Origin of the sequence: Mucilaginibacter yixingensis (genome assembly GCF_041080815.1) — a bacterium.
GTDB lineage: Bacteria > Bacteroidota > Bacteroidia > Sphingobacteriales > Sphingobacteriaceae > Mucilaginibacter > Mucilaginibacter yixingensis.
Window position 1 is genome coordinate 1,639,356 of record NZ_CP160205.1, and the last position, 17,855, is coordinate 1,657,210.

At 46.5% G+C, this 17,855-nt stretch carries 17 protein-coding genes; 11 read left to right on the top strand and 6 right to left on the bottom strand.

The window, feature by feature from the left end; translation table 11 throughout:
• Positions 1-123: 123 nt before the first annotated feature.
• The 4 genes from ABZR88_RS06675 to proS all read right to left on the bottom strand — a co-directional run bounded on the left by ABZR88_RS06675 (position 124) and on the right by proS (position 4,367).
• Entirely contained in the window at positions 124-942 is an 819-nt protein-coding gene (locus ABZR88_RS06675; RefSeq protein ID WP_107828193.1) for a TIGR02757 family protein, read from the bottom strand.
• Positions 943-1,057: 115 nt separating this feature from the next.
• Positions 1,058-1,468, bottom strand: a complete 411-nt coding sequence (locus tag ABZR88_RS06680) for an SMI1/KNR4 family protein (RefSeq protein ID WP_170113581.1) — start codon at positions 1,466-1,468, stop codon at positions 1,058-1,060.
• Between the two features lie 109 nt (positions 1,469-1,577).
• Complete coding sequence (locus tag ABZR88_RS06685) at positions 1,578-2,732, bottom strand: cystathionine gamma-synthase (protein ID WP_342748743.1); 1,155 nt, start codon at positions 2,730-2,732, stop codon at positions 1,578-1,580.
• 162 nt (positions 2,733-2,894) lie between these two features.
• Positions 2,895-4,367 (bottom strand): proline--tRNA ligase, encoded by a 1,473-nt coding sequence (gene proS / locus ABZR88_RS06690; RefSeq protein WP_107828191.1) that lies wholly within the window; start codon positions 4,365-4,367, stop codon positions 2,895-2,897.
• Between the two features lie 191 nt (positions 4,368-4,558).
• Here proS and ABZR88_RS06695 point away from each other — a divergent pair, with 191 nt between their 5' ends.
• Together ABZR88_RS06695 and ABZR88_RS06700 are read left to right on the top strand one after the other, a co-directional pair.
• Positions 4,559-5,434, top strand: a complete 876-nt coding sequence (locus ABZR88_RS06695; RefSeq protein ID WP_146166516.1) for a hypothetical protein — start codon at positions 4,559-4,561, stop codon at positions 5,432-5,434.
• A 23-nt stretch (positions 5,435-5,457) separates the two neighbouring features.
• Positions 5,458-6,963 carry an OmpP1/FadL family transporter gene (locus ABZR88_RS06700; protein WP_107828189.1) on the top strand — a complete coding sequence of 502 codons (1,506 nt, stop codon included), beginning with the start codon at positions 5,458-5,460 and terminating at the stop codon, positions 6,961-6,963.
• 196 nt (positions 6,964-7,159) lie between these two features.
• Here the strand turns inward: ABZR88_RS06700 and ABZR88_RS06705 are convergent, their stop codons facing one another.
• Positions 7,160-7,639, bottom strand: a complete 480-nt coding sequence (locus ABZR88_RS06705) for a Dps family protein (RefSeq protein WP_107828188.1) — start codon at positions 7,637-7,639, stop codon at positions 7,160-7,162.
• Positions 7,640-7,752: 113 nt separating this feature from the next.
• Between ABZR88_RS06705 and ABZR88_RS06710 the strand changes: the two genes are divergently transcribed.
• The 5 genes from ABZR88_RS06710 (at position 7,753) to ABZR88_RS06730 (ending at position 12,741) form a co-directional block, all read left to right on the top strand.
• The gene (locus ABZR88_RS06710; protein WP_107828187.1) at positions 7,753-8,505 is read left to right on the top strand and encodes a DUF4905 domain-containing protein; all 753 of its coding nucleotides are present in this window, start codon (positions 7,753-7,755) and stop codon (positions 8,503-8,505) included.
• A 17-nt stretch (positions 8,506-8,522) separates the two neighbouring features.
• A complete protein-coding gene (locus tag ABZR88_RS06715) occupies positions 8,523-9,692 on the top strand; it encodes a LysM peptidoglycan-binding domain-containing protein (RefSeq protein WP_107828186.1) in 1,170 nt (389 codons plus the stop codon).
• Positions 9,676-10,320: a uridine kinase gene (locus ABZR88_RS06720; protein WP_107828185.1), complete on the top strand. Its 645-nt coding sequence runs from the start codon at positions 9,676-9,678 to the stop codon at positions 10,318-10,320. Before ABZR88_RS06715 ends, ABZR88_RS06720 begins: the two co-directional genes overlap by 17 nt.
• A gap of 24 nt (positions 10,321-10,344) precedes the next feature.
• Positions 10,345-12,390: a polysaccharide lyase family 8 super-sandwich domain-containing protein gene (locus tag ABZR88_RS06725; protein ID WP_107828184.1), complete on the top strand. Its 2,046-nt coding sequence runs from the start codon at positions 10,345-10,347 to the stop codon at positions 12,388-12,390.
• 144 nt (positions 12,391-12,534) lie between these two features.
• A complete protein-coding gene (locus ABZR88_RS06730; RefSeq protein WP_107828183.1) occupies positions 12,535-12,741 on the top strand; it encodes a hypothetical protein in 207 nt (68 codons plus the stop codon).
• Between the two features lie 58 nt (positions 12,742-12,799).
• On the opposite strand, the gene ABZR88_RS06735 is transcribed toward ABZR88_RS06730, so the two are convergent.
• On the bottom strand, positions 12,800-13,261 hold the full coding sequence (locus tag ABZR88_RS06735) for a DUF4268 domain-containing protein (RefSeq protein WP_107828467.1): 462 nt from the start codon (positions 13,259-13,261) through the stop codon (positions 12,800-12,802).
• Positions 13,262-13,355: 94 nt separating this feature from the next.
• Here ABZR88_RS06735 and ABZR88_RS06740 point away from each other — a divergent pair, with 94 nt between their 5' ends.
• The 4 genes from ABZR88_RS06740 to ABZR88_RS06755 all read left to right on the top strand — a co-directional run bounded on the left by ABZR88_RS06740 (position 13,356) and on the right by ABZR88_RS06755 (position 17,798).
• On the top strand, positions 13,356-14,246 hold the full coding sequence (locus tag ABZR88_RS06740; RefSeq protein WP_107828182.1) for an SMP-30/gluconolactonase/LRE family protein: 891 nt from the start codon (positions 13,356-13,358) through the stop codon (positions 14,244-14,246).
• 280 nt (positions 14,247-14,526) lie between these two features.
• A complete protein-coding gene (locus tag ABZR88_RS06745) occupies positions 14,527-15,321 on the top strand; it encodes a DUF1800 family protein (protein WP_107828181.1) in 795 nt (264 codons plus the stop codon).
• The gene (locus ABZR88_RS06750; protein ID WP_245917023.1) at positions 15,276-16,493 is read left to right on the top strand and encodes a DUF1800 domain-containing protein; all 1,218 of its coding nucleotides are present in this window, start codon (positions 15,276-15,278) and stop codon (positions 16,491-16,493) included. Before ABZR88_RS06745 ends, ABZR88_RS06750 begins: the two co-directional genes overlap by 46 nt.
• A gap of 33 nt (positions 16,494-16,526) precedes the next feature.
• Positions 16,527-17,798, top strand: a complete 1,272-nt coding sequence (locus ABZR88_RS06755) for a DUF1501 domain-containing protein (protein ID WP_107828179.1) — start codon at positions 16,527-16,529, stop codon at positions 17,796-17,798.
• Positions 17,799-17,855: the final 57 nt, after the last annotated feature.

Here is a 17,855-nt window from a genome sequence, read left to right on the forward strand (position 1 = left end):
AGTTCGGCACGACGTGTGAAGCTGGATGTCATGCTGGGCTTGTCGAAGCATGGTGGGAGGGCCTCTCCGCGCGAGTCTTCGACAAGCTCAGACTGACAGGCTCTTTATCAGCATTGGTTTTAATCAAAACTTCTCCTCAATCCCCAACCCAAACAAAGCAAAATCATACTTCACCGGATCGAGCGGGTCAAATTGCTTGAGGCGTTCGGTTAGTTCAACGGCGGTTTGCCAGTCGGTCTGTTTGCGGTTAATGAGCAGGAGTTTACGGGCCACACGGTCAACGTGCAAATCGCAGGGTATAATCAAGTCAGCAGGAGAGAGTTTGTTCCAGATCCCGAAATCTACACCGAAATCATCTTTACGCACCATCCAGCGCAGAAACATGTTCAACCGCTTGCAGGTTGATTTTTGCGAAGGCGATGAAACGTGTTTCTTAGTGCGGTGAGGATAATCAGGCAGCGAGAAGAAATAAGAGCGAAAATGATTCAGCGCAGCTTCGGCCCCCCAGCCCCCTAAAGGGGGAGTTATTATGCGCCCTCCTTCTTGCTCCCCCTTTAGGGGGCTGGGGGGCTTGGGTACGAACGCGTCCTCCAAACTATTGAAGTTTTCATAATGATAGCGGAAGAATGCAATAAAATACAGCGTATCCACATCATTAAAAGTACGATGCTTGAATTTGAGTAGTTTTTTCAGATCGGGTTCCTCATGGTTCATGATAAAATCATAAGGCGCACCATCCATTAGTTCAATCAGCTCTTTACATTTTTTGATGATGGTAACCCGTTGTCCCCAGGCTAGGGTTGCTGCCCAGAAGCCCATAATCTCGATGTCCTGTTTTTTGCTGAACAGATGCGGAATGCTGATCGGGTCGTTCTCGATAAAACCGGGCTGGTTGTATTGGGCTACTTTGGCATCGAGAAAGGCTTTGAGGTTTTCGATCATGTTGGGAAGAGATTCAAGAAGTAAGAGTCAAGAAACAGGAGGAATGCCCCTGGCTTTTGGCCATCTTCAGACTTACGAAGTTTAAAAAACTTCGTAAGTCTGCATGGGGAGCATTTTAATAAATAGAATTATCGCTTATATTGATCTTGCGCACAGCTTCAGCGAACGAGTCCGCTATTGGATACTCATCAATATGGTCATAATATTTGTATATCCCTGGTCTATTTTTATGAAACCCTATAAAGCTGCTACAAATTAAAAAATCGCAAAACCCAATAAAGTCTTGATCCTTAAATTGAGCTGATTCTTCTATTATTCTTTCAAGAGACCAGAATGAAAACATATGTTGTTGCCATTCATAGTCTTCAAACCCATTGGCAGTTAAGTAAAGGGCTTTGAAATCGCTTGGAAAAGTATAGTCTAAAAAAGCTTCAGCACTTGATAACGCATTTTGCGATGCTGGAGGGTTCAGCTTGGTCTCACTTTCAGACCATGTAGATAGTGCTTTTTCAATCCAAGCTTCCATGTTCATTCGTTGGGTTTTATTTAGGAAAGCAATCTCTTCGATATACTTTCGGTTAAGTATGGCGACGAGATTGCTTCGTTCCTCGCAATGACAAATATGCTAAAAAGCTTTATGCCAGTGCTTGTTTCAAATCATCCAGCAGATCATCCACATCTTCTACACCTACGCTCAGGCGCAGCAGGTTGTCTACCACACCGGCCGCCTCGCGCACTTCTTTCGGGATAGACGCGTGCGTCATGGTAGCAGGGTGGTTGATCAATGATTCTACACCGCCCAGTGATTCGGCCAGGGTGAACACTTTGAAAGAACCGGCTATGCGGAATGTTTCCTGTAAGTCGGCTCCTTTTAACACGATAGAGATCATGCCGCCAAAATCGCGCATTTGCTGTTTGGCTATTTCGTGATTCGGATGATCGGTAAAGCCCGGCCAGTAAATTTTTTCAACCTTAGGGTGTGTTTTCAAAAACTCAGCCACTTTGCGGCCGTTCTCGCAATGGGCCTTCATACGCAGGTGCAGGGTTTTGATACCACGCAGCACCAGGAAGCTATCCATCGGGCCGGGAGTGGCACCGCAAGCGTTGTAGATGAACCACAGGCGTTTGTACAGGTCGTCATCGTTCATCATCAGGGCACCCATTACCACGTCGCTGTGGCCGCCGATGTACTTGGTTACCGAGTGCATTACCATATCGGCACCCAGATCCATCGGGTTTTGCAGGTAGGGCGACGCAAAGGTGTTATCTACCACCAGCGTCAGGTTTTTCTCTTTGGTGATCTTAGAGATAGCCGCAATATCAACCACCTGCATGGTAGGGTTGGTTGGGGTTTCAATCCAAACCAGTTTGGTTTTATCGTTGGTGTACTGACGGATAATCTCCGGGTCAGACAAGTCAAGGAAATGGAACTTGATGCCGTAGTTGGCAAATATCTTGGTAAAAATGCGGTAAGAACCGCCGTACAGATCGTTACCGGCAATTACCTCGTCGCCCGCTTGCAGTAGTTTCATTACCGCATCGGTAGCGCCCATGCCACTGCTAAAGGCTAAGCCATGTTTAGCATTTTCCAATGCAGCCAAACATTCCTCCAGCGCCTTGCGGGTTGGGTTGGTACCACGTGAGTACTCATAACCCTGATTATCGCCCGGCGATTTTTGCCAGTAAGTTGATGTCTGGTAAATCGGCGTCATAACCGCGCCGGTAGTTGGGTCAGGATGCTGACCTGCGTGTATGGCTTTTGTTGCGAATTTCATTTTTGAGTTGTTCATAGTTAATGATCATAATAAAAGATGTCATCCCGAACGATAGTGAGGGATCTTTTCGATTTTGCATCCCGATTGATCGCTCCGAAAAGATCTCTCCCTACGGTCGAGATGACATACTTATTAACTTTAGGTCAACGGAAAGGGAAATATTCCACTCACCAAACCTTAATACGCCCGTGCAAACAGCACCCGCTTGTTAGACGGCTTGCCGGTATAAATACACTTGCCTTCTTCTTCCTTAGCGTCCAAAGGTATGCAACGGATTGTTGCCTTAGTTTCATCTTTTATCTTTTGCTCGGTCTCAGGCGTGCCATCCCAATGTGCGGCGATGAATCCCGGCTGCTCGTCAAGCAGGCGTTTAAACTCTTCGTAATCGTTAGCTTCAACGGTGTTGGCTTCGCGGAAATCGAATGCTTTTTTAAACATATTTTGCTGAATATCTGCCAGCAGTTGCTCCACTTTATCGGCCAGGCCTTCCTGCGTTGTGCTTTCTTTGGTTTTGGTATCGCGGCGGGCAAGCTCAACGGTGCCATTCTGCAAATCTCGGCTACCGATGGCAATACGCAATGGCACGCCTTTCAACTCCCACTCGGCAAATTTAAAGCCCGGGCGTTGGGTATCGCGGTTGTCAAACTTAACGGAGATGTTTTTAGCTTTCAGTTCTTTGGTCAGGCCTTTTACGTACTCGCTAATGGTATCCAGTTCCTCGTCACTCTTGAAAATCGGAACTACCACTACCTGGATTGGCGCCAGCATAGGCGGGATCACCAAGCCTGCATCATCAGAGTGCGACATAATGAGCGCGCCCAGCAAACGGGTTGATACCCCCCATGAGGTAGCCCAAACAAAATCCTGCTTGCCTTCGCGGTTAGTAAATTTTACATCAAATGCCTTGGCAAAGTTCTGACCCAGGAAGTGCGATGTGCCGGCCTGTAAAGCTTTACCATCCTGCATCAGTGCTTCAATACAATAAGTATCCAACGCGCCAGCAAAACGCTCATTAGGTGTTTTACGACCGCGAACTACCGGCAACGCCAGCCAGTTCTCGGCAAAATCTGCATAAACTTCCAGCATTTGTTCAGCTTCGGCAATTGCTTCTTCTGAAGTAGCGTGAGCGGTGTGGCCTTCCTGCCACAAAAACTCTGATGTACGCAGGAACAGGCGGGTACGCATTTCCCAGCGCATTACGTTAGCCCACTGGTTAACCAGGATAGGCAAATCCCGGTATGATTGGATCCAGCCTTTGTAGGTGTTCCAGATAATGGTTTCTGATGTAGGACGGATGATCAGTTCTTCTTCCAATTTGGCATCGCTGTCTACAATGATCTGGCCATTACCGTCATTTTTAAGACGATAATGCGTAACCACGGCGCACTCTTTGGCAAAGCCCTCTACGTGGCTGGCTTCTTTAGAGAAGAATGATTTGGGGATTAGCAGCGGGAAGTAAGCGTTGCTGTGACCAGTGTCTTTAAACATTTTGTCTAAAACCGCCTGCATTTTTTCCCAGATAGAATAACCGTACGGTTTAATAACCATACAGCCGCGAACAGGTGAGTATTCGGCCAGATCGGCCTTGATCACCAGGTCGTTATACCATTGCGAGTAGTCTTCTTCTTTGCTAATAATTCCTTTGCTCATTTCAGCGGATTTTTTTGAAAATTTTTATTGGGGGGAATTAAACCTTTTGGGCGTAACGGTGGTCTTAGTTAATGATACCCCCCTCGTTTTTATTCCTGATTAATTTTACCGTACTTTTACGATCTTATTGTCGCCAAATTTATAAATTTAAAGATTATTTGGGCCCACTTTTCACAAACAGACACTATAACATGAAACGGAACATCCTTAACGGAATTATCCTGATCAGCGCATTGGCGCTGGGTTCCTGTTCTACTCAAAAACTCGCATCAAACCAGGGGGATGACGATGTTTACAACACTAATGCCAGAGCCGGCGATAGTCCGGAGTATATAGCGCGCAGCAACGCGCCCGTGCAAGACCGTTATTATAACGATGGCGGTTATGACGATGACTACTATTACTATGATAGCTATGCATCGCGCATCAATCGTTTTAGCTATTACTCGCCGTTTAATTACTATGATAACCTGTATTATGGCTACTCGCCTTATTATTATGGCGGCGTGGGCTGGAGCCCTTACCTGGGTTATGGTTTAGGCATTGGTATAGGTTACGGCGGTTACTATGGTTACAGTCCGTACTGGGGTTTAGGCAGTTTCTATGATCCGCTGTATTATGGTTACGGTTATGGCTACAGCCCATATTCATACTGGGGGATAGGCTACGGCTATGGTGGCGGTTATTGGGGTATTTACTCTGCCAATAACAGGTCAAATATCACACGTCCATCACGTTTAGGTTCAACTGTTGGCGGCGGGATGATTGGTACGGTTCGCGGAGGTGGCGTAGTGCCCGGCCGTGGCGATAGTCGTATTTACCCTGATTTTGTGCCCAACCGTCCATCTCGTATTTACGGTACTACCGGTACCAATGGTGGCCGTACCATGACCACAACATCATCGCGCCAGCCAAGTGATCAGCAAACGCAAAGACCTACTTATACACCAACCGAGCGTCCGTCATACACGCCTTCGTCATCAAGCAGCAATAGTAGCGGCGGTGGTGGTGGCGGTGGCCGAAGCAGCGGTGGTGGCGGCGGTGGTAGTCGGCCGGGCAGACCTTAATCTAGAACACGATATCACGATCTATGAAAATTAAACATACAGTGCTTACAGTGGCCGCACTGGCTGCTGCAACAGGAGCATTTGCACAAACCTCGCAGATATTTGCGCAGGATGCTATTAAGTTTTCAACCTTTCAGCCGGGCTCAACCGCGCGGGTGAAGGCGGTAGGTAATGCCTCCTACGCCGTCGGGGGCGACCTGAGCTCAATCAGCGGCAACCCGGCGGGTATCGGTCTGTTTACCCGTTCTGAAATGAGCATCACGCCCGAGTTTAATGGTCAGAAAACCGGTTCCAATTTCCTGGGTTCGGCAAACTCAGCCAGTAAGTCGACGGGTAACTTTAACAATGCTTCTGTTGTGTTTTATAACAGAGTAAACACCCCCAAAGGTGCCGATAAAACCAAAGGGCTGTTGAGCCTTAACTTTGGTTTATCTTATAATCGCACTAATGACTTCTATCAAAACGCATATTACGCGGGGCACAACAGTACGTCGTCTATATCAGATTATTACGCTCAGTTGGCTAATAATTCAAACTATATAGATAAAAGCGGTCATGCCATTTTGCCTGATGGCGCGCTGGAGACCATGGCCTACAATCAATACCTGATTGATAGCGTAGGGGCCAATAAAACCAACCCTAATGATCCGTATGCACTTTATGACTCTAACGTGGCTACGGGTGTTAACCAGGCTAAAACAATAGTGTCATCAGGCGGGCAGTCTAACTTTGATGTAAGTATGGGCGGTAACGTGAGTAACAAGTTGTATTTCGGTTTAGGGTTAGGCTTTACTAACATCCGTTATAATGCCACCAAAACGTTCTCAGAATCTGGCACAGAGCTGTATAACTTCAATACCACTTTTCAGTCAGATTACCTGGTAGATCAAATTACCAAGGGTAACGGTTTTAACGCACGCCTGGGTTTAATTTATCGCCCGGAAAACTTTATCCGTTTGGGTGTAAACATCAGCACGCCAACCTGGTATAATATTACTGATGATACCCGCGAAGGTATTGCCACTAAGTATAAGACAGCACAGGGCATGAACGATTATTCAGATTATCACTCTGAATATAACCTGCGCACACCGTGGCGTATTGGCGGCGGTATTGCCTTTGTGAGCAAGTACGGCTTAATTACCGGCGATATTGATTATGTTGACTATACCACCACCCACCTGAGTGGCTATGATGGCGATGCCGACGATAACTATTACATCCAGAAGCTTTACCGCTCAACCGTCAATGTGCGCGGTGGTATTGAGGCCCGTGTAACACAAAACTTTTATCTGCGTGGTGGCTACGGCATACAGGGCAGTCCGCGTAAGGATGTGCTGGGTGATACCAAAACCATTAGCGGTGGTATAGGCTACCGTTTCGGCGATTATTATATCGACGCTACTTATACCAACGTGAAAAACAGCGAAGCAAATGCTACCTACGCTGTAAACGGGCTGCCAACTCCAATTGGCAACCTGAGCAATCAATACAATAATGTGTATATGACTTTTGGCATGAGGTTTTAAGCGCGGTTGATTGAGTGAGTGGTGGATTGGTGAGCGGTTAAGAGAATTAACAAAAATAGCGATGGTAAACCATCGCTATTTTTGTATTACTTGTCATCTCGACCAGCGGGAGAGATCTTTTCTAAGCGATATGCTGACTCAGCATGATCGAAAAAATCCCTCACGTTCGTTCGGGACGACATAGGTTTCACCCCCCTCAATCCTCGTCATTAAATGAGCGTAGCATCCAGGTGTTTTTCTCTTTAAACTGCATAAAGCGATTGATCATATCATTGGTGCCGTCGTCGCCGGCATTGGCAGTAATTTCCAATATTTCACGTTCCATGGCAATCAGGGTGGCCATGTCTTCAATCAGGGCTTTTACCATGGCGGTATCTTTCATGCCGATGGTGTTCACCTCTTTCAGTTGAGATTTGCTGATGTAATCGGCAAAAGAGCTGTACGGCGGCTTGCCCAGGGTAAGAATACGCTCGGCCAGTTCGTCTATAGTGGTTAATGCTGCGGTATATAGTTCTTCAAATTTAAGGTGCAGGGTAAAAAAGCTTTTGCCTTTTACGTTCCAGTGGCATCCTCTTAATTTTTGATAATGAATGTGGTAATTGGCCAACAGATCATTAAGGTGGTCTACTACAGGTTTTACCTGTTTTTCTTCAAGGCTGATTTCTTTAGCGTTCATAGTGTTTGATGATATATGGGGTAAATGTAAAAAATGCCCTATTTGTTTTGAGGTCGAAATTTAAGCTTTACAATAGGTTTACATAATGCTATCAATTGCCCATATTTGCGGTTATGACGCATTTGCAACCCGTGTTTAGTCGCCAGTTTAACGGTGTGGTTTGGCGCATGGAAATAGATCCCATCAGCCATACATTATTCATCGAATTACGGAATGAAACCGATAAGCAGGTGAGCTTTGCATCGATAGACGTAGCCGCCGGTCGCCTTAATTTTGAAGGACTAACCACCGACGAACGCTGGCTAACCGGAATGGAGGGCGCCTACAACGGCGTGCTGCTGTTGCACCATTACGAAAGTAATGCCAGCCCAACGCACAAAGCCCTTATTGCCATTGATGGAAAAACAGGAGAGCAGCTCTGGGCAAACTACAACTGGATGTTTGACCATTTTACGGTAAACGGTGCAGTGGTGTCAGACGCGCGCCTGCAACCCCGCAAATTGATGCTGGCCAACCTGCAAACCGGCGAGCTATTGCGCCCCTATGACCCTCAGTTAGATACAGAACCCGATACCCAAATTGGCCTGCCAGACATCGTTTTACCGGAGGGGGAGTTGCCCATACAACCTTATGGAAATATGATGCACCGTCTGTTATATAACAGTTATAGAATTGTATCTTTGCACGCGCTAAACACTGCTGGATCGCTGACGCAGCATTTGTATGTGATGATGGGAAGTGATGTTTTATATCACGATTTGTTGAATGCCGATATACAAAAATTGCAGCCGGAGGCGTTTGTACAGTACAACAACCATTTGATATACCTTAAACACAGATCAGCACTTAGTATTGTTAACTTGTAAAAACCGGAGTAAAACAAATGAGGTTTAAGATTTTTTTATTTGTACCCCTATTAATCACTGTTAATCACGTATTCGCCAAGCCGGTGTTTGATTCGGTAGGCGTTGAAAATCAGAACGGAAAGAAGATCATCCTGCATAAAATTGAGCCGAAAGAAACTTACTTTGCGGTCGGTCGCAGGTATGATGTAAAACCCAATATTATTATCCAATTTAATAACAACGCGGTATTGAAGCCGGGCATGACTATCAAAGTGCCAACAGAACGCCCTTTTGAAGAAAGTGCGCCTAAGAAGGCCGCAGTTGCTGCTGCACCTGCCAAAACCGAGCAATATAAAGTATCACCTCATGAAACCCTGTACTCTATAGCCAAACGTTTTGGCACCACGGTAGATGAAGTGAAACGTCAGAATAACCTTACGTCGGATGTGTTGACACCCGGCGAAATTTTAACTTTTACTACTGGTGGTTCAGCTCCGGTTAAGCCTGTTGCTCAACAAGAAAGCAAGCCGGTAGAAAGCAAACCGGCACAGGTAGTGCAACAAGCGCCTCAGCCGGTAAAACAAGAACCAGCAAAACAACAACCGGTACAACAAGCACCGCAGCCTGCTCAGCAAGCACAACAGCCTGTTGATCTGCACAATACCCAGCAATACAAAGTGTCTGCCGGTGAAACATTGTACACTATTGCCAAACGCTTTGGCACTTCTGTAGAAGATATCACCAATCTGAATAAACTGACCACCACCTCGTTGAGCCCGGGTCAGATTCTAACTGTACGCAGTGGTATGCCGCCGGCGTCTGCGCAGCCTATTGTTGCCAAAGCAGATACCACTTCGGTGGCTGGTGATAGCGTGAATGTTGACCATGATATGCGCGCCAATCGCTACGGTTTGTTCATGAAGAACGAGAAAGGTTCTGCGGTATCAATGGACGATCCAGGCTTTGACCCGAACAAGAAGTTGGTACTGCATCGTACTGCGCCTATCGGCACGGTAATAAAAATTACCAACCCAATGACCAACCGTACCACTTTTGCAAAAGTAGTGGGTACTTTTACTGATAACGAGAACACTAAAGACGCTATTTTGGTAGTAACCAAAAACGTTGCCGATGCGTTGGGCGTGTTAGACAAAAAATTCCGTGTAAACATCAGCTACGGCGTTCCTACTAATGATCAGCAACAATAAGCCGTTTGTAATTGGTGTGGCCGGTGGAAGCGGCTCTGGTAAAACGTTTTTTCTGAAATGTTTCTTCTCGCATTTTACAGAGGAGGAAGTAAGCCTGGTATCACAAGATGACTATTATATCCCCGTGGCGCATAACATGACGCCCGAGGAAAATAAGCTGTATAACTTTGACCTGCCTGCTACCATTGATCGTAATGCGTTTACGGCCGATATGGAAAGCCTGATTGCTGGTAAATCTATCATCAAGGCCGAGTATACTTTTAATAACCCCAACGCGGTGCCCAAAATGCTGGAGATTAAGCCGGCTCCGATTGTGATTATTGAGGGCTTATTCATTATGCACTTTCGCGAGATTGCCGAGCAGTTGGACATGAAGATTTTTATCGACACCGATGAAGATATTGCCCTGCAGCGCCGCCTGAAACGCGATCTGCAGGAGCGCGGCTACTCGCACGATGATGTGATGTATAAATGGCTGAACCACGTGGTGCCAGCCTACAAAGAGTTTTTACTGCCCTATAAAGATGAATGCGATAAGGTGATTACCAATAACACCCACGTTGCAGAAGATATCATCCATATAACCGAAGAAATATCAAGAGAGCTGAGGGAAAAAGTGCTGCGATAGTATACTTTTAAAACCAAACCGCCTGTGAAGAGCAAATTACTGGTACTACTATGCTGTCTGTTGTGTTTAAAAGCAGCGGCGCAAAATAATGATCTGTCGGCCATTCGTAATCAATGCCGTAACCTGTTATTGTCTGATACCGCTTATGCTAATGAGCGCAGCTTTCAGTTTCCGGAGGATGTTATTTATACTACCAATGCCGAAGGCTACTATCGCTCTTTAACCCCAGAAGGCACCTGGAAAGATCTGGAGTATAATCGACCGGATATTCCCGCGCGCTGGCCGCCAATCTGGCACCTGTACCGTGTGATATTGCTGTGCAAGGCTTACCATAAAAATGCCGATAGCCGTTATCTAACGGCTATTCATCAAGCATTGAACTATTACATCAGAAACGATTTTAAGTGCAACAACTGGTGGCAGAACGAGATTAACGTTCCCTTTGCCTTCTGCAGTATTATGCTGATGCTGGATAGAAATGCTACGCAAGAGGAGTTAGCATTTGCCGAAAGACTTATTCCGCGCGCTCAGCAAAAAAATCCGGTGGGGCAAAACAAGATCTGGCAGCACGATATTGAGGCACGTTTTGCCTTGCTGCATAATGATCAGGCTGCTTTTCAAAAGGCCTTGCAAAACCTGCAATCGGTAATCACCGTTTCGACAGGAGAGGGCGTACAGCCTGATTATTCTTATCAACAGCACGGCCCCATGTTGCAGTTTGGTAACTATGGTTTGCACTTTGTAAACAGTACGCTGTTCTGGATCAAATTAACGGCGGGATCGGCGTTTGCTTTTAGTCCGGAGAAACAGCAGATTGTGTTGGACTATTGCAAGAATGGCTTGCGTTGGACGGTGTTTAGAGGAAATATGGATATCACTGCCGTCGGCCGTCAGATCAGGCCAGACTTTACCCGCAAACGCGGTGAAGTGATGCGTGATGCTTTCAGCCTGATTCCTGGCATATTACCCGCTTACAATCCTTGCGATTTTTTGATCGATGGTATCGGCACCACACCGGCTTGTACTTTTGGCGGTAATAAAGGTTTTTGGCGCAGCGATTACATGATACAACTGCAGCACGATCAGTATATGATGAGCGTGAAAACTAACGGCCAGTTTGTAAAACCTGTAGAATCTATTAATGGCGAAAATCTAAAAGGTACGCTGTTAAATGACGGTGTGGCTCTAATACAACGTGACGGTTACGAATACACCAATCTGGAGGCCGCATGGCGCTGGGAAATGCTGCCCGGCACTACTACAGATACCACCTGGAACGTGCTCGATCCAAAGTTTCATGCCACATCAAATCAATCAGGTTTTGTGGGGCAGGCTTCAAATGGTACCAGTGGTGTGAGCGCCATGTATTACAACAGGGCAGGGCTTACCGCTTATAAAAGCTACTTTTTTATTGATGATATGATGGTGGCAATGGGTGCAGGCATTAATAGCGCTGATAGGAAGCATATTATTACTACCATAAATCAGCGTACCTATAACAGCAGTACCGGCAAGCAGCTAAAAGGACAAGGCTGGTTTTGGCACGACAACATTGGCTACTTTTTCCCGGTACAAGAAGCCGAGCTAAAATTCAGAGTAGATTACCGCCAGGGCGATTGGGGGGGGATAGATGTGGCATCTGCCGGCAAAAAACTAATTGACTCGGTTGGTACCTGGTATATCAGCCAGGCGCATAGTGATAAATATGTGTATATGGTAAAACCCAATATAGGCGTGGTTGCCACACATAAAATGGCCACCCATAATCCTATAAAAGTATTAGCCAACAGCAACCAGGTACAGGCAGTACAAGGAGGCAACACCATTATGGCTGTTTTCTACAGACCGGGTACACTTTATATTACAGAGTCGCAAAGGTTGCAAACCAGTCAGCCTTGTGTGTTTATTTATAGCCGAAATGGTAAAAGCACCAGTCTGTCGGTATCAGATCCAACGCGTAAGCTTACTTCGGTAGTTATCAGTATCAATGGTAATCCAATACCTGTTTCATTACCTCAGGGGGAGTTGGCAGGATCTACCGTGCCGGTTGACGTTACTGCGAGGAATTAATTTCTTCATCTCCTGTTATCCACGTCATTGCGAGATTCTTGCAATGACGTGAGGGCGAGTATCCCACCATTTTTCAAAATATCTTAAACAAATATTTAGCGCCCGCTGTTCACCTAACTGACATTGAAACTAATAGATTACTTTATGAAGAAGCAATTTTTAACGCTTGCTGTAGTAGCGGGCATTATCGGTTCAGTTGCAGTGGGTTGCAGCTCAGAAAAATCGGCGAGCAGCAGCTCAGACACTACCAAGATGGATTCAGCCAGCACAACCACACCTCCGGCTGCTACTGATACCATGAAAACAGACACCACTAAAAAGGATACCACTAAAACGCCGCCAAAAATGTAACACGTATAAAAAGCAGAGGCCCCAGTACTGGGGCCTCTGCTTTTTATGATTTGTCTGATTATTTCAGTGCGTCGAACGCATATTTGGCATCGCTCCAAAACTCATCTAAAGCGGTAATTCGCGGTTTAAAAAAGCTAATTAATTCGGGCCAGCTGTTTCGGTTAAATATGCTTACGTCTTTAATTTCTTTATAAATGCGGCTGTAGGTTTTGCCTTCCAGATTGGTATAAAATGGCTGCCATTCCCATTCTTCGCCCAGGTAGCCGTTCAGTATGTTTTTTAGTTCCAGAAATTGCTCGTAAAAGAGCTCCTGTATGCCCAGATCGGCATGGGTGATCTCTATAGCAATGTGCGCCGACCGGTTTTCGGCGCGCATCCTGAAGAAAACGCTCTTTACCCCGGTTTTATAGTTCATCCAATTGATCTTTAACCCCTCGGCTGATAGCTGCGGCGAGATATACTGCCCAAAGGTTGTCCAAAACTCCTGCCTGATCTGTGTTGACTCTGCTCTTGAGAACATCCTGCAAGTATAACCATCCGCAGCCAACAAACCGGCATCTGCCTGCAATAAAATGGTGCTTTAAGTTTATCTTCGCTTAACCATCTATAAACTAATGAAACAAATTTTATTCGTATTAGCACTATCTCTGCTTTGTCCTTTATTTGGCCAGGCTCAACAGAAACCATTGTTTGATACCTTGCAAAAGCCACAATTGATATCGCGCCAGTTCAGTTTTACCGAAGGACCGTCTGTAGATAAGAAGGGAAATATCTATTTTACAGATCAACCCAATAATAAGATCTGGAAGTACGATACCGACGGCAAGCTGTCTGTTTTTATGGATAGCGCCGGCCGGGCCAATGGAACTTATTTCGATAAAAAAGGAAATTTGATTGCTTGTGCCGATGAGCATGATCAACTATGGGCCATCTCCCCTAAAGGTAAAGTAACCATTCTGCTGAAAAGCATCGGCGGGCACCGAATGAATGGTCCGAATGATTGTTGGGTGGATAATAAAGGCGGGATCTACTTCACCGATCCCTATTATCAGCGCGAATATTGGGACAGGAAGAAAACTGATCTGGACGGAGAGAAAGTCTACTACCTGCCCAAAGGTGCTACTGATCCAATAATAGTAGAAGACCAGCTGCGCAAACCCAATGGCATTGCCGGCACGCCAGATGGCAAATACCTGTACGTGACCGATATTGGCGCCAGCAAAACCTATAAATATGAAATCGGTGCTGATGGCAAGCTCAGCAACAGGCAACTGTTCTGCAACATGGGATCGGATGGAATGACGCTGGATGCCGAGGGGAACGTTTACCTAACCGGCCGCGGCGTTACGGTGTTTGATCCATCGGGGCAGAAAATCGCTCACATAGACATCTCTGAGCCGTGGACAGCCAATATCTGTTTTGGCGGTAAAGACCGGAAGCTACTCTTTATTACCGCATCTACCGCTATTTATACCTTACAGATGAATGTTAGGGGAGTGGAGTAAGGATTATATAGAACAAGAAAAGCGGCTATGCCGCTTTTCTTGTCTTATAGCACTGTCATCCCGACGAAGGAGGGATCTTTTCTGAACGATATGTCGGATAGGCATGCACTTGCGAAAAGATCCCTCCTTCGTCGGGATGTCAATCTATTTTAAATGATCAATTCATCACAATAATGAAAAAAAGATGAAATTTTTTTCATCGGGTTAAACCTATTAATTTTATGATAGTCATAGGAATGTAAAACGACCTTAAACGTTAACCAGTTAAGCCCCTATTATCATGAAAACCTTGTTCAGATGTTTCTTTCTATTGATGCTCACCGTTTTTGGTGTGTCGGTATTGTCATCCTTTTTAATTATCGAAAAAGCAGGTAAGCCGAAGCTGCTATTGCCATACAAGCAAGCCGGTTTAACTGAGCGACAAGCCGCCGCGCATTTGCTGAGCAGATTCACCTTCGGCGCACGCCCTGGTGATGTGGACAAGGTGGTAAAGATGGGGCTGGAAAATTGGCTCGAACAGCAACTGGACGGCAACCTGCCAGATGATTCAGTTGATGCTATGCTCGATAAGTTTGACGCGCTGAAAATGAGTAATGCGCAAATTGCCAATACTTTTCCTAAAGGCGGACAAGTGCAGCGCATGGCCATCCGAGATGGCGTGATTGAGCGGGATTCGGTTAATAACGTCCGCAAAGAATATCGTGATAAGCTGCAAGCCTATATGCAACAAAAAGGCCTGCGCCCTGAGCAGGAGCTACTGCGCCAGTTTTATAATCAGAAAATTTTACGTGCGGCCTATAGCAATAATCAGCTACATGAGGTACTGACCGATTTTTGGTTCAATCACTTCAATGTATCTGTTACTAAGAATGATTGCTCGCAGTTTATTCCTAACTATGAGCGCGATGTGATTCGTCCGAATGTAACTGCAAAGTTTGGCGATCTGTTGCTGGCTACTGCCAAATCGCCGGCTATGCTTTATTACCTGGATAACTTTACCAGCACGGGCGTTAACACCAATCAGCAGCATTGGCTCGTTTTGCGCAGCAAAACGCACAGAACGATCCGCAGATGATGAATGCCTTGCAAAAAGCGCAGCAAGCTAAAAAAACACAAGGCCTTAATGAGAATTACGCCCGCGAGGTAATGGAACTACACACCCTGGGTGTCGATGGTGGCTATACTCAACAAGATGTTACCCAAGCCGCCCGTGTGCTAACCGGCTGGACCGTCTTCCCGATGGGCCAATACGGCGGTGGCGCTGCTGGTGGTATGCAAAGGCAGATTGAGCGCTTTGGCGAAGACAAACTGCGTGCCCAGGGCATGGTACACGATGGTGATTTCCTGTTCGCGCCTAATCGTCATGACAGTGGTCAGAAGGTGGTGCTAGGCAAAAAATTTGGTCCTAATGACGGTTACCAGGAAGGGGTAGATCTGTTGGAGATGCTGGCTCATCATCCATCAACTGCAAAGTTTATTACCCGCAAGCTGGCCGTGCGCTTTGTGAGCGATAATCCGCCGCAAACGCTGCTGGATAAGATGGCCAAAACCTTTAAAGATAAAGACGGCGATATCCGCGAAGTGCTCATTACCATGGTTTCGTCGCCAGAGTTTTGGAACGCACAGGCGTTGCGCGAGAAAACAAAATCACCTTTTGAGCTGGTCATCAGTTCGGTACGTAGCTTGAATGCAGAGATCAATCAGCCTTATCAATTATATACCTGGGCCAATAAAATGGGTCAGCATTTGTACGGTTATCAGGCACCAACCGGTTTCCCAGATCGCGGTCAGTACTGGATCAATACCGGCGCACTGCTTAGTCGCATGAACTTTGGCTTAGCCCTGGCGACCGAACGCATCCCCGGCGTTCGGGTTGATTTGGCCGCTTTGAATAATCACCACGAACCGGAAAGTCCACAGGCTGCATTAACAATTTATAGTAAACTGATTATGCCCGAGCGTAACCTTGATCAGGCTATTAAACAATTGACGCCAATGCTGTCTGACCCAAATCTTGCCAAAAAAGTAAGTGCTGCGGCTGATAAAGCTGCCCCTGCAAAAACGGCAGACGTGCAGGATATGAACGCCGGCGGACAAGATATGATGATGGCCAGCGCTGATGCGCCACGCAAAAACCGTCAGGGAGGCGGTTTTAGAAATGGTGGCCAAATGGCGCAGGGCAACAACTCCATGCTCTCGCAGGTGGTGGGCGTTATTATTGGTTCACCAGAGTTTCAAAGAAGATAGTTTTACCCCTTAAATAATCAAATCACACAGATCATGGTATCACGCAGAGGCTTTTTAAAATCAGGCGGTTTGGCGCTGTTGGGCGTTGGATTGATGGGTGGCATTCCCGGCTTTATTGCCGAGGCTGTTGCCGGCGAGAAGATGTTGGCGCCTTACAAAAAGAAAAAAATTATGGTGTGCATCTTCCAACGCGGCGCGATGGACGGGTTGATGGCTGTAACTCCGTTTACGGATCAGGCGCTGCAAGCCGCAAGGCCCACGTTGTTCATGTCGGCAGCGCAAGGCGGCGGTCGCACCAAGCCGCTGATTGATCTTGATGGCCGCTTCGGCATGCACCCTTCGCTGGCTGCGTTTGAGCCGCTGTTTAAAGATAAGCGTTTGGCCATTGTGCATGGCATCGGTTCGCCAAATAACACGCGCTCGCACTTTGATGCGCAAGATTATATGGAATCGGGTACGCCATTTAATAAGGGTACCTCAAGCGGCTGGCTGAACAGGGCTGTAGGCTTGTTGGGGCACGATGCCGCTACGCCTTTCCAGGCGGTGAGTTTAACCTCATCACTGCCAAGATCATTTTATGGCGATAATCCTTCGGTAGCTATCAGCAATCTACAGGATTTTGCCATCCAAATGCGTGGTAACCCAAGCGGTGCCAACATGGCTGCCAAAAGCTTTGAGGATTTGTATGATCAGACTTCGTCAAGCTTACTCAAATCAACCGGGAAAGAAAGCTTTGATGCGGTAAAGATGTTGCAGAAAACCGATGTGCGGAACTATCGCCCGGCTAATAACGCAAATTATCCAAACTCGGCCTTGGGTAACGCCCTGAAACAAATTGCACAATTGATAAAAATGGACGTAGGGTTGGAGATAGCCTTTACCGAATCGAACGGATGGGATACCCACTTTAACCAGGGGACTGACACCGGTATCTTTGCCCGCAACGTGGCCGATCTGAGTAATTGCATCACCGCGTTCTGGACTGATATTGATGCGTATCAGGACGATGTAACCGTAATGACCATGACCGAATTTGGCCGTACCGTGCACCAAAACGGTACCGGTGGCACAGATCATGGGCGTGCCTCATGTAACTTTATTTTAGGTAACGATGTTGCAGGTGGACAAGTTCACGGTAACATGAAACCGCTTACTCCTGATAACCTGGAAGATGGCCGCGACCTTGCCGTTACCACAGATTTCCGCGCGGTGTTTAGTGAGGTGGCAGATAAGCACCTGAAGTTTAGTAACGATAAAGTGTTGTTCCCGGATTGGAAGGGGGAGAAGATAGGCGTGATGTCTTAAACCAGGATTTAACGGATTTTTAGAATTTACAAGATACTTATAAATAGCAAAAGAGGC

What these genes read in the sequence shown, in the direction of transcription:
- ABZR88_RS06675 (WP_107828193.1), bottom strand. Translation starts at nt 942, where the DNA reads ATGATCGAAAACCTCAAAGCCTTTCTCGATGCCAAAGTAGCCCAATAC.
- ABZR88_RS06680 (WP_170113581.1), bottom strand. Translation starts at nt 1,468, where the DNA reads ATGGAAGCTTGGATTGAAAAAGCACTATCTACATGGTCTGAAAGTGAG.
- ABZR88_RS06685 (WP_342748743.1), bottom strand. Translation starts at nt 2,732, where the DNA reads ATGAACAACTCAAAAATGAAATTCGCAACAAAAGCCATACACGCAGGT.
- proS (WP_107828191.1), bottom strand. Translation starts at nt 4,367, where the DNA reads ATGAGCAAAGGAATTATTAGCAAAGAAGAAGACTACTCGCAATGGTAT.
- ABZR88_RS06695 (WP_146166516.1), top strand. Translation starts at nt 4,559, where the DNA reads ATGAAACGGAACATCCTTAACGGAATTATCCTGATCAGCGCATTGGCG.
- ABZR88_RS06700 (WP_107828189.1), top strand. Translation starts at nt 5,458, where the DNA reads ATGAAAATTAAACATACAGTGCTTACAGTGGCCGCACTGGCTGCTGCA.
- ABZR88_RS06705 (WP_107828188.1), bottom strand. Translation starts at nt 7,639, where the DNA reads ATGAACGCTAAAGAAATCAGCCTTGAAGAAAAACAGGTAAAACCTGTA.
- ABZR88_RS06710 (WP_107828187.1), top strand. Translation starts at nt 7,753, where the DNA reads ATGACGCATTTGCAACCCGTGTTTAGTCGCCAGTTTAACGGTGTGGTT.
- ABZR88_RS06715 (WP_107828186.1), top strand. Translation starts at nt 8,523, where the DNA reads ATGAGGTTTAAGATTTTTTTATTTGTACCCCTATTAATCACTGTTAAT.
- ABZR88_RS06720 (WP_107828185.1), top strand. Translation starts at nt 9,676, where the DNA reads ATGATCAGCAACAATAAGCCGTTTGTAATTGGTGTGGCCGGTGGAAGC.
- ABZR88_RS06730 (WP_107828183.1), top strand. Translation starts at nt 12,535, where the DNA reads ATGAAGAAGCAATTTTTAACGCTTGCTGTAGTAGCGGGCATTATCGGT.
- ABZR88_RS06735 (WP_107828467.1), bottom strand. Translation starts at nt 13,261, where the DNA reads ATGTTCTCAAGAGCAGAGTCAACACAGATCAGGCAGGAGTTTTGGACA.
- ABZR88_RS06740 (WP_107828182.1), top strand. Translation starts at nt 13,356, where the DNA reads ATGAAACAAATTTTATTCGTATTAGCACTATCTCTGCTTTGTCCTTTA.
- ABZR88_RS06745 (WP_107828181.1), top strand. Translation starts at nt 14,527, where the DNA reads ATGAAAACCTTGTTCAGATGTTTCTTTCTATTGATGCTCACCGTTTTT.
- ABZR88_RS06755 (WP_107828179.1), top strand. Translation starts at nt 16,527, where the DNA reads ATGGTATCACGCAGAGGCTTTTTAAAATCAGGCGGTTTGGCGCTGTTG.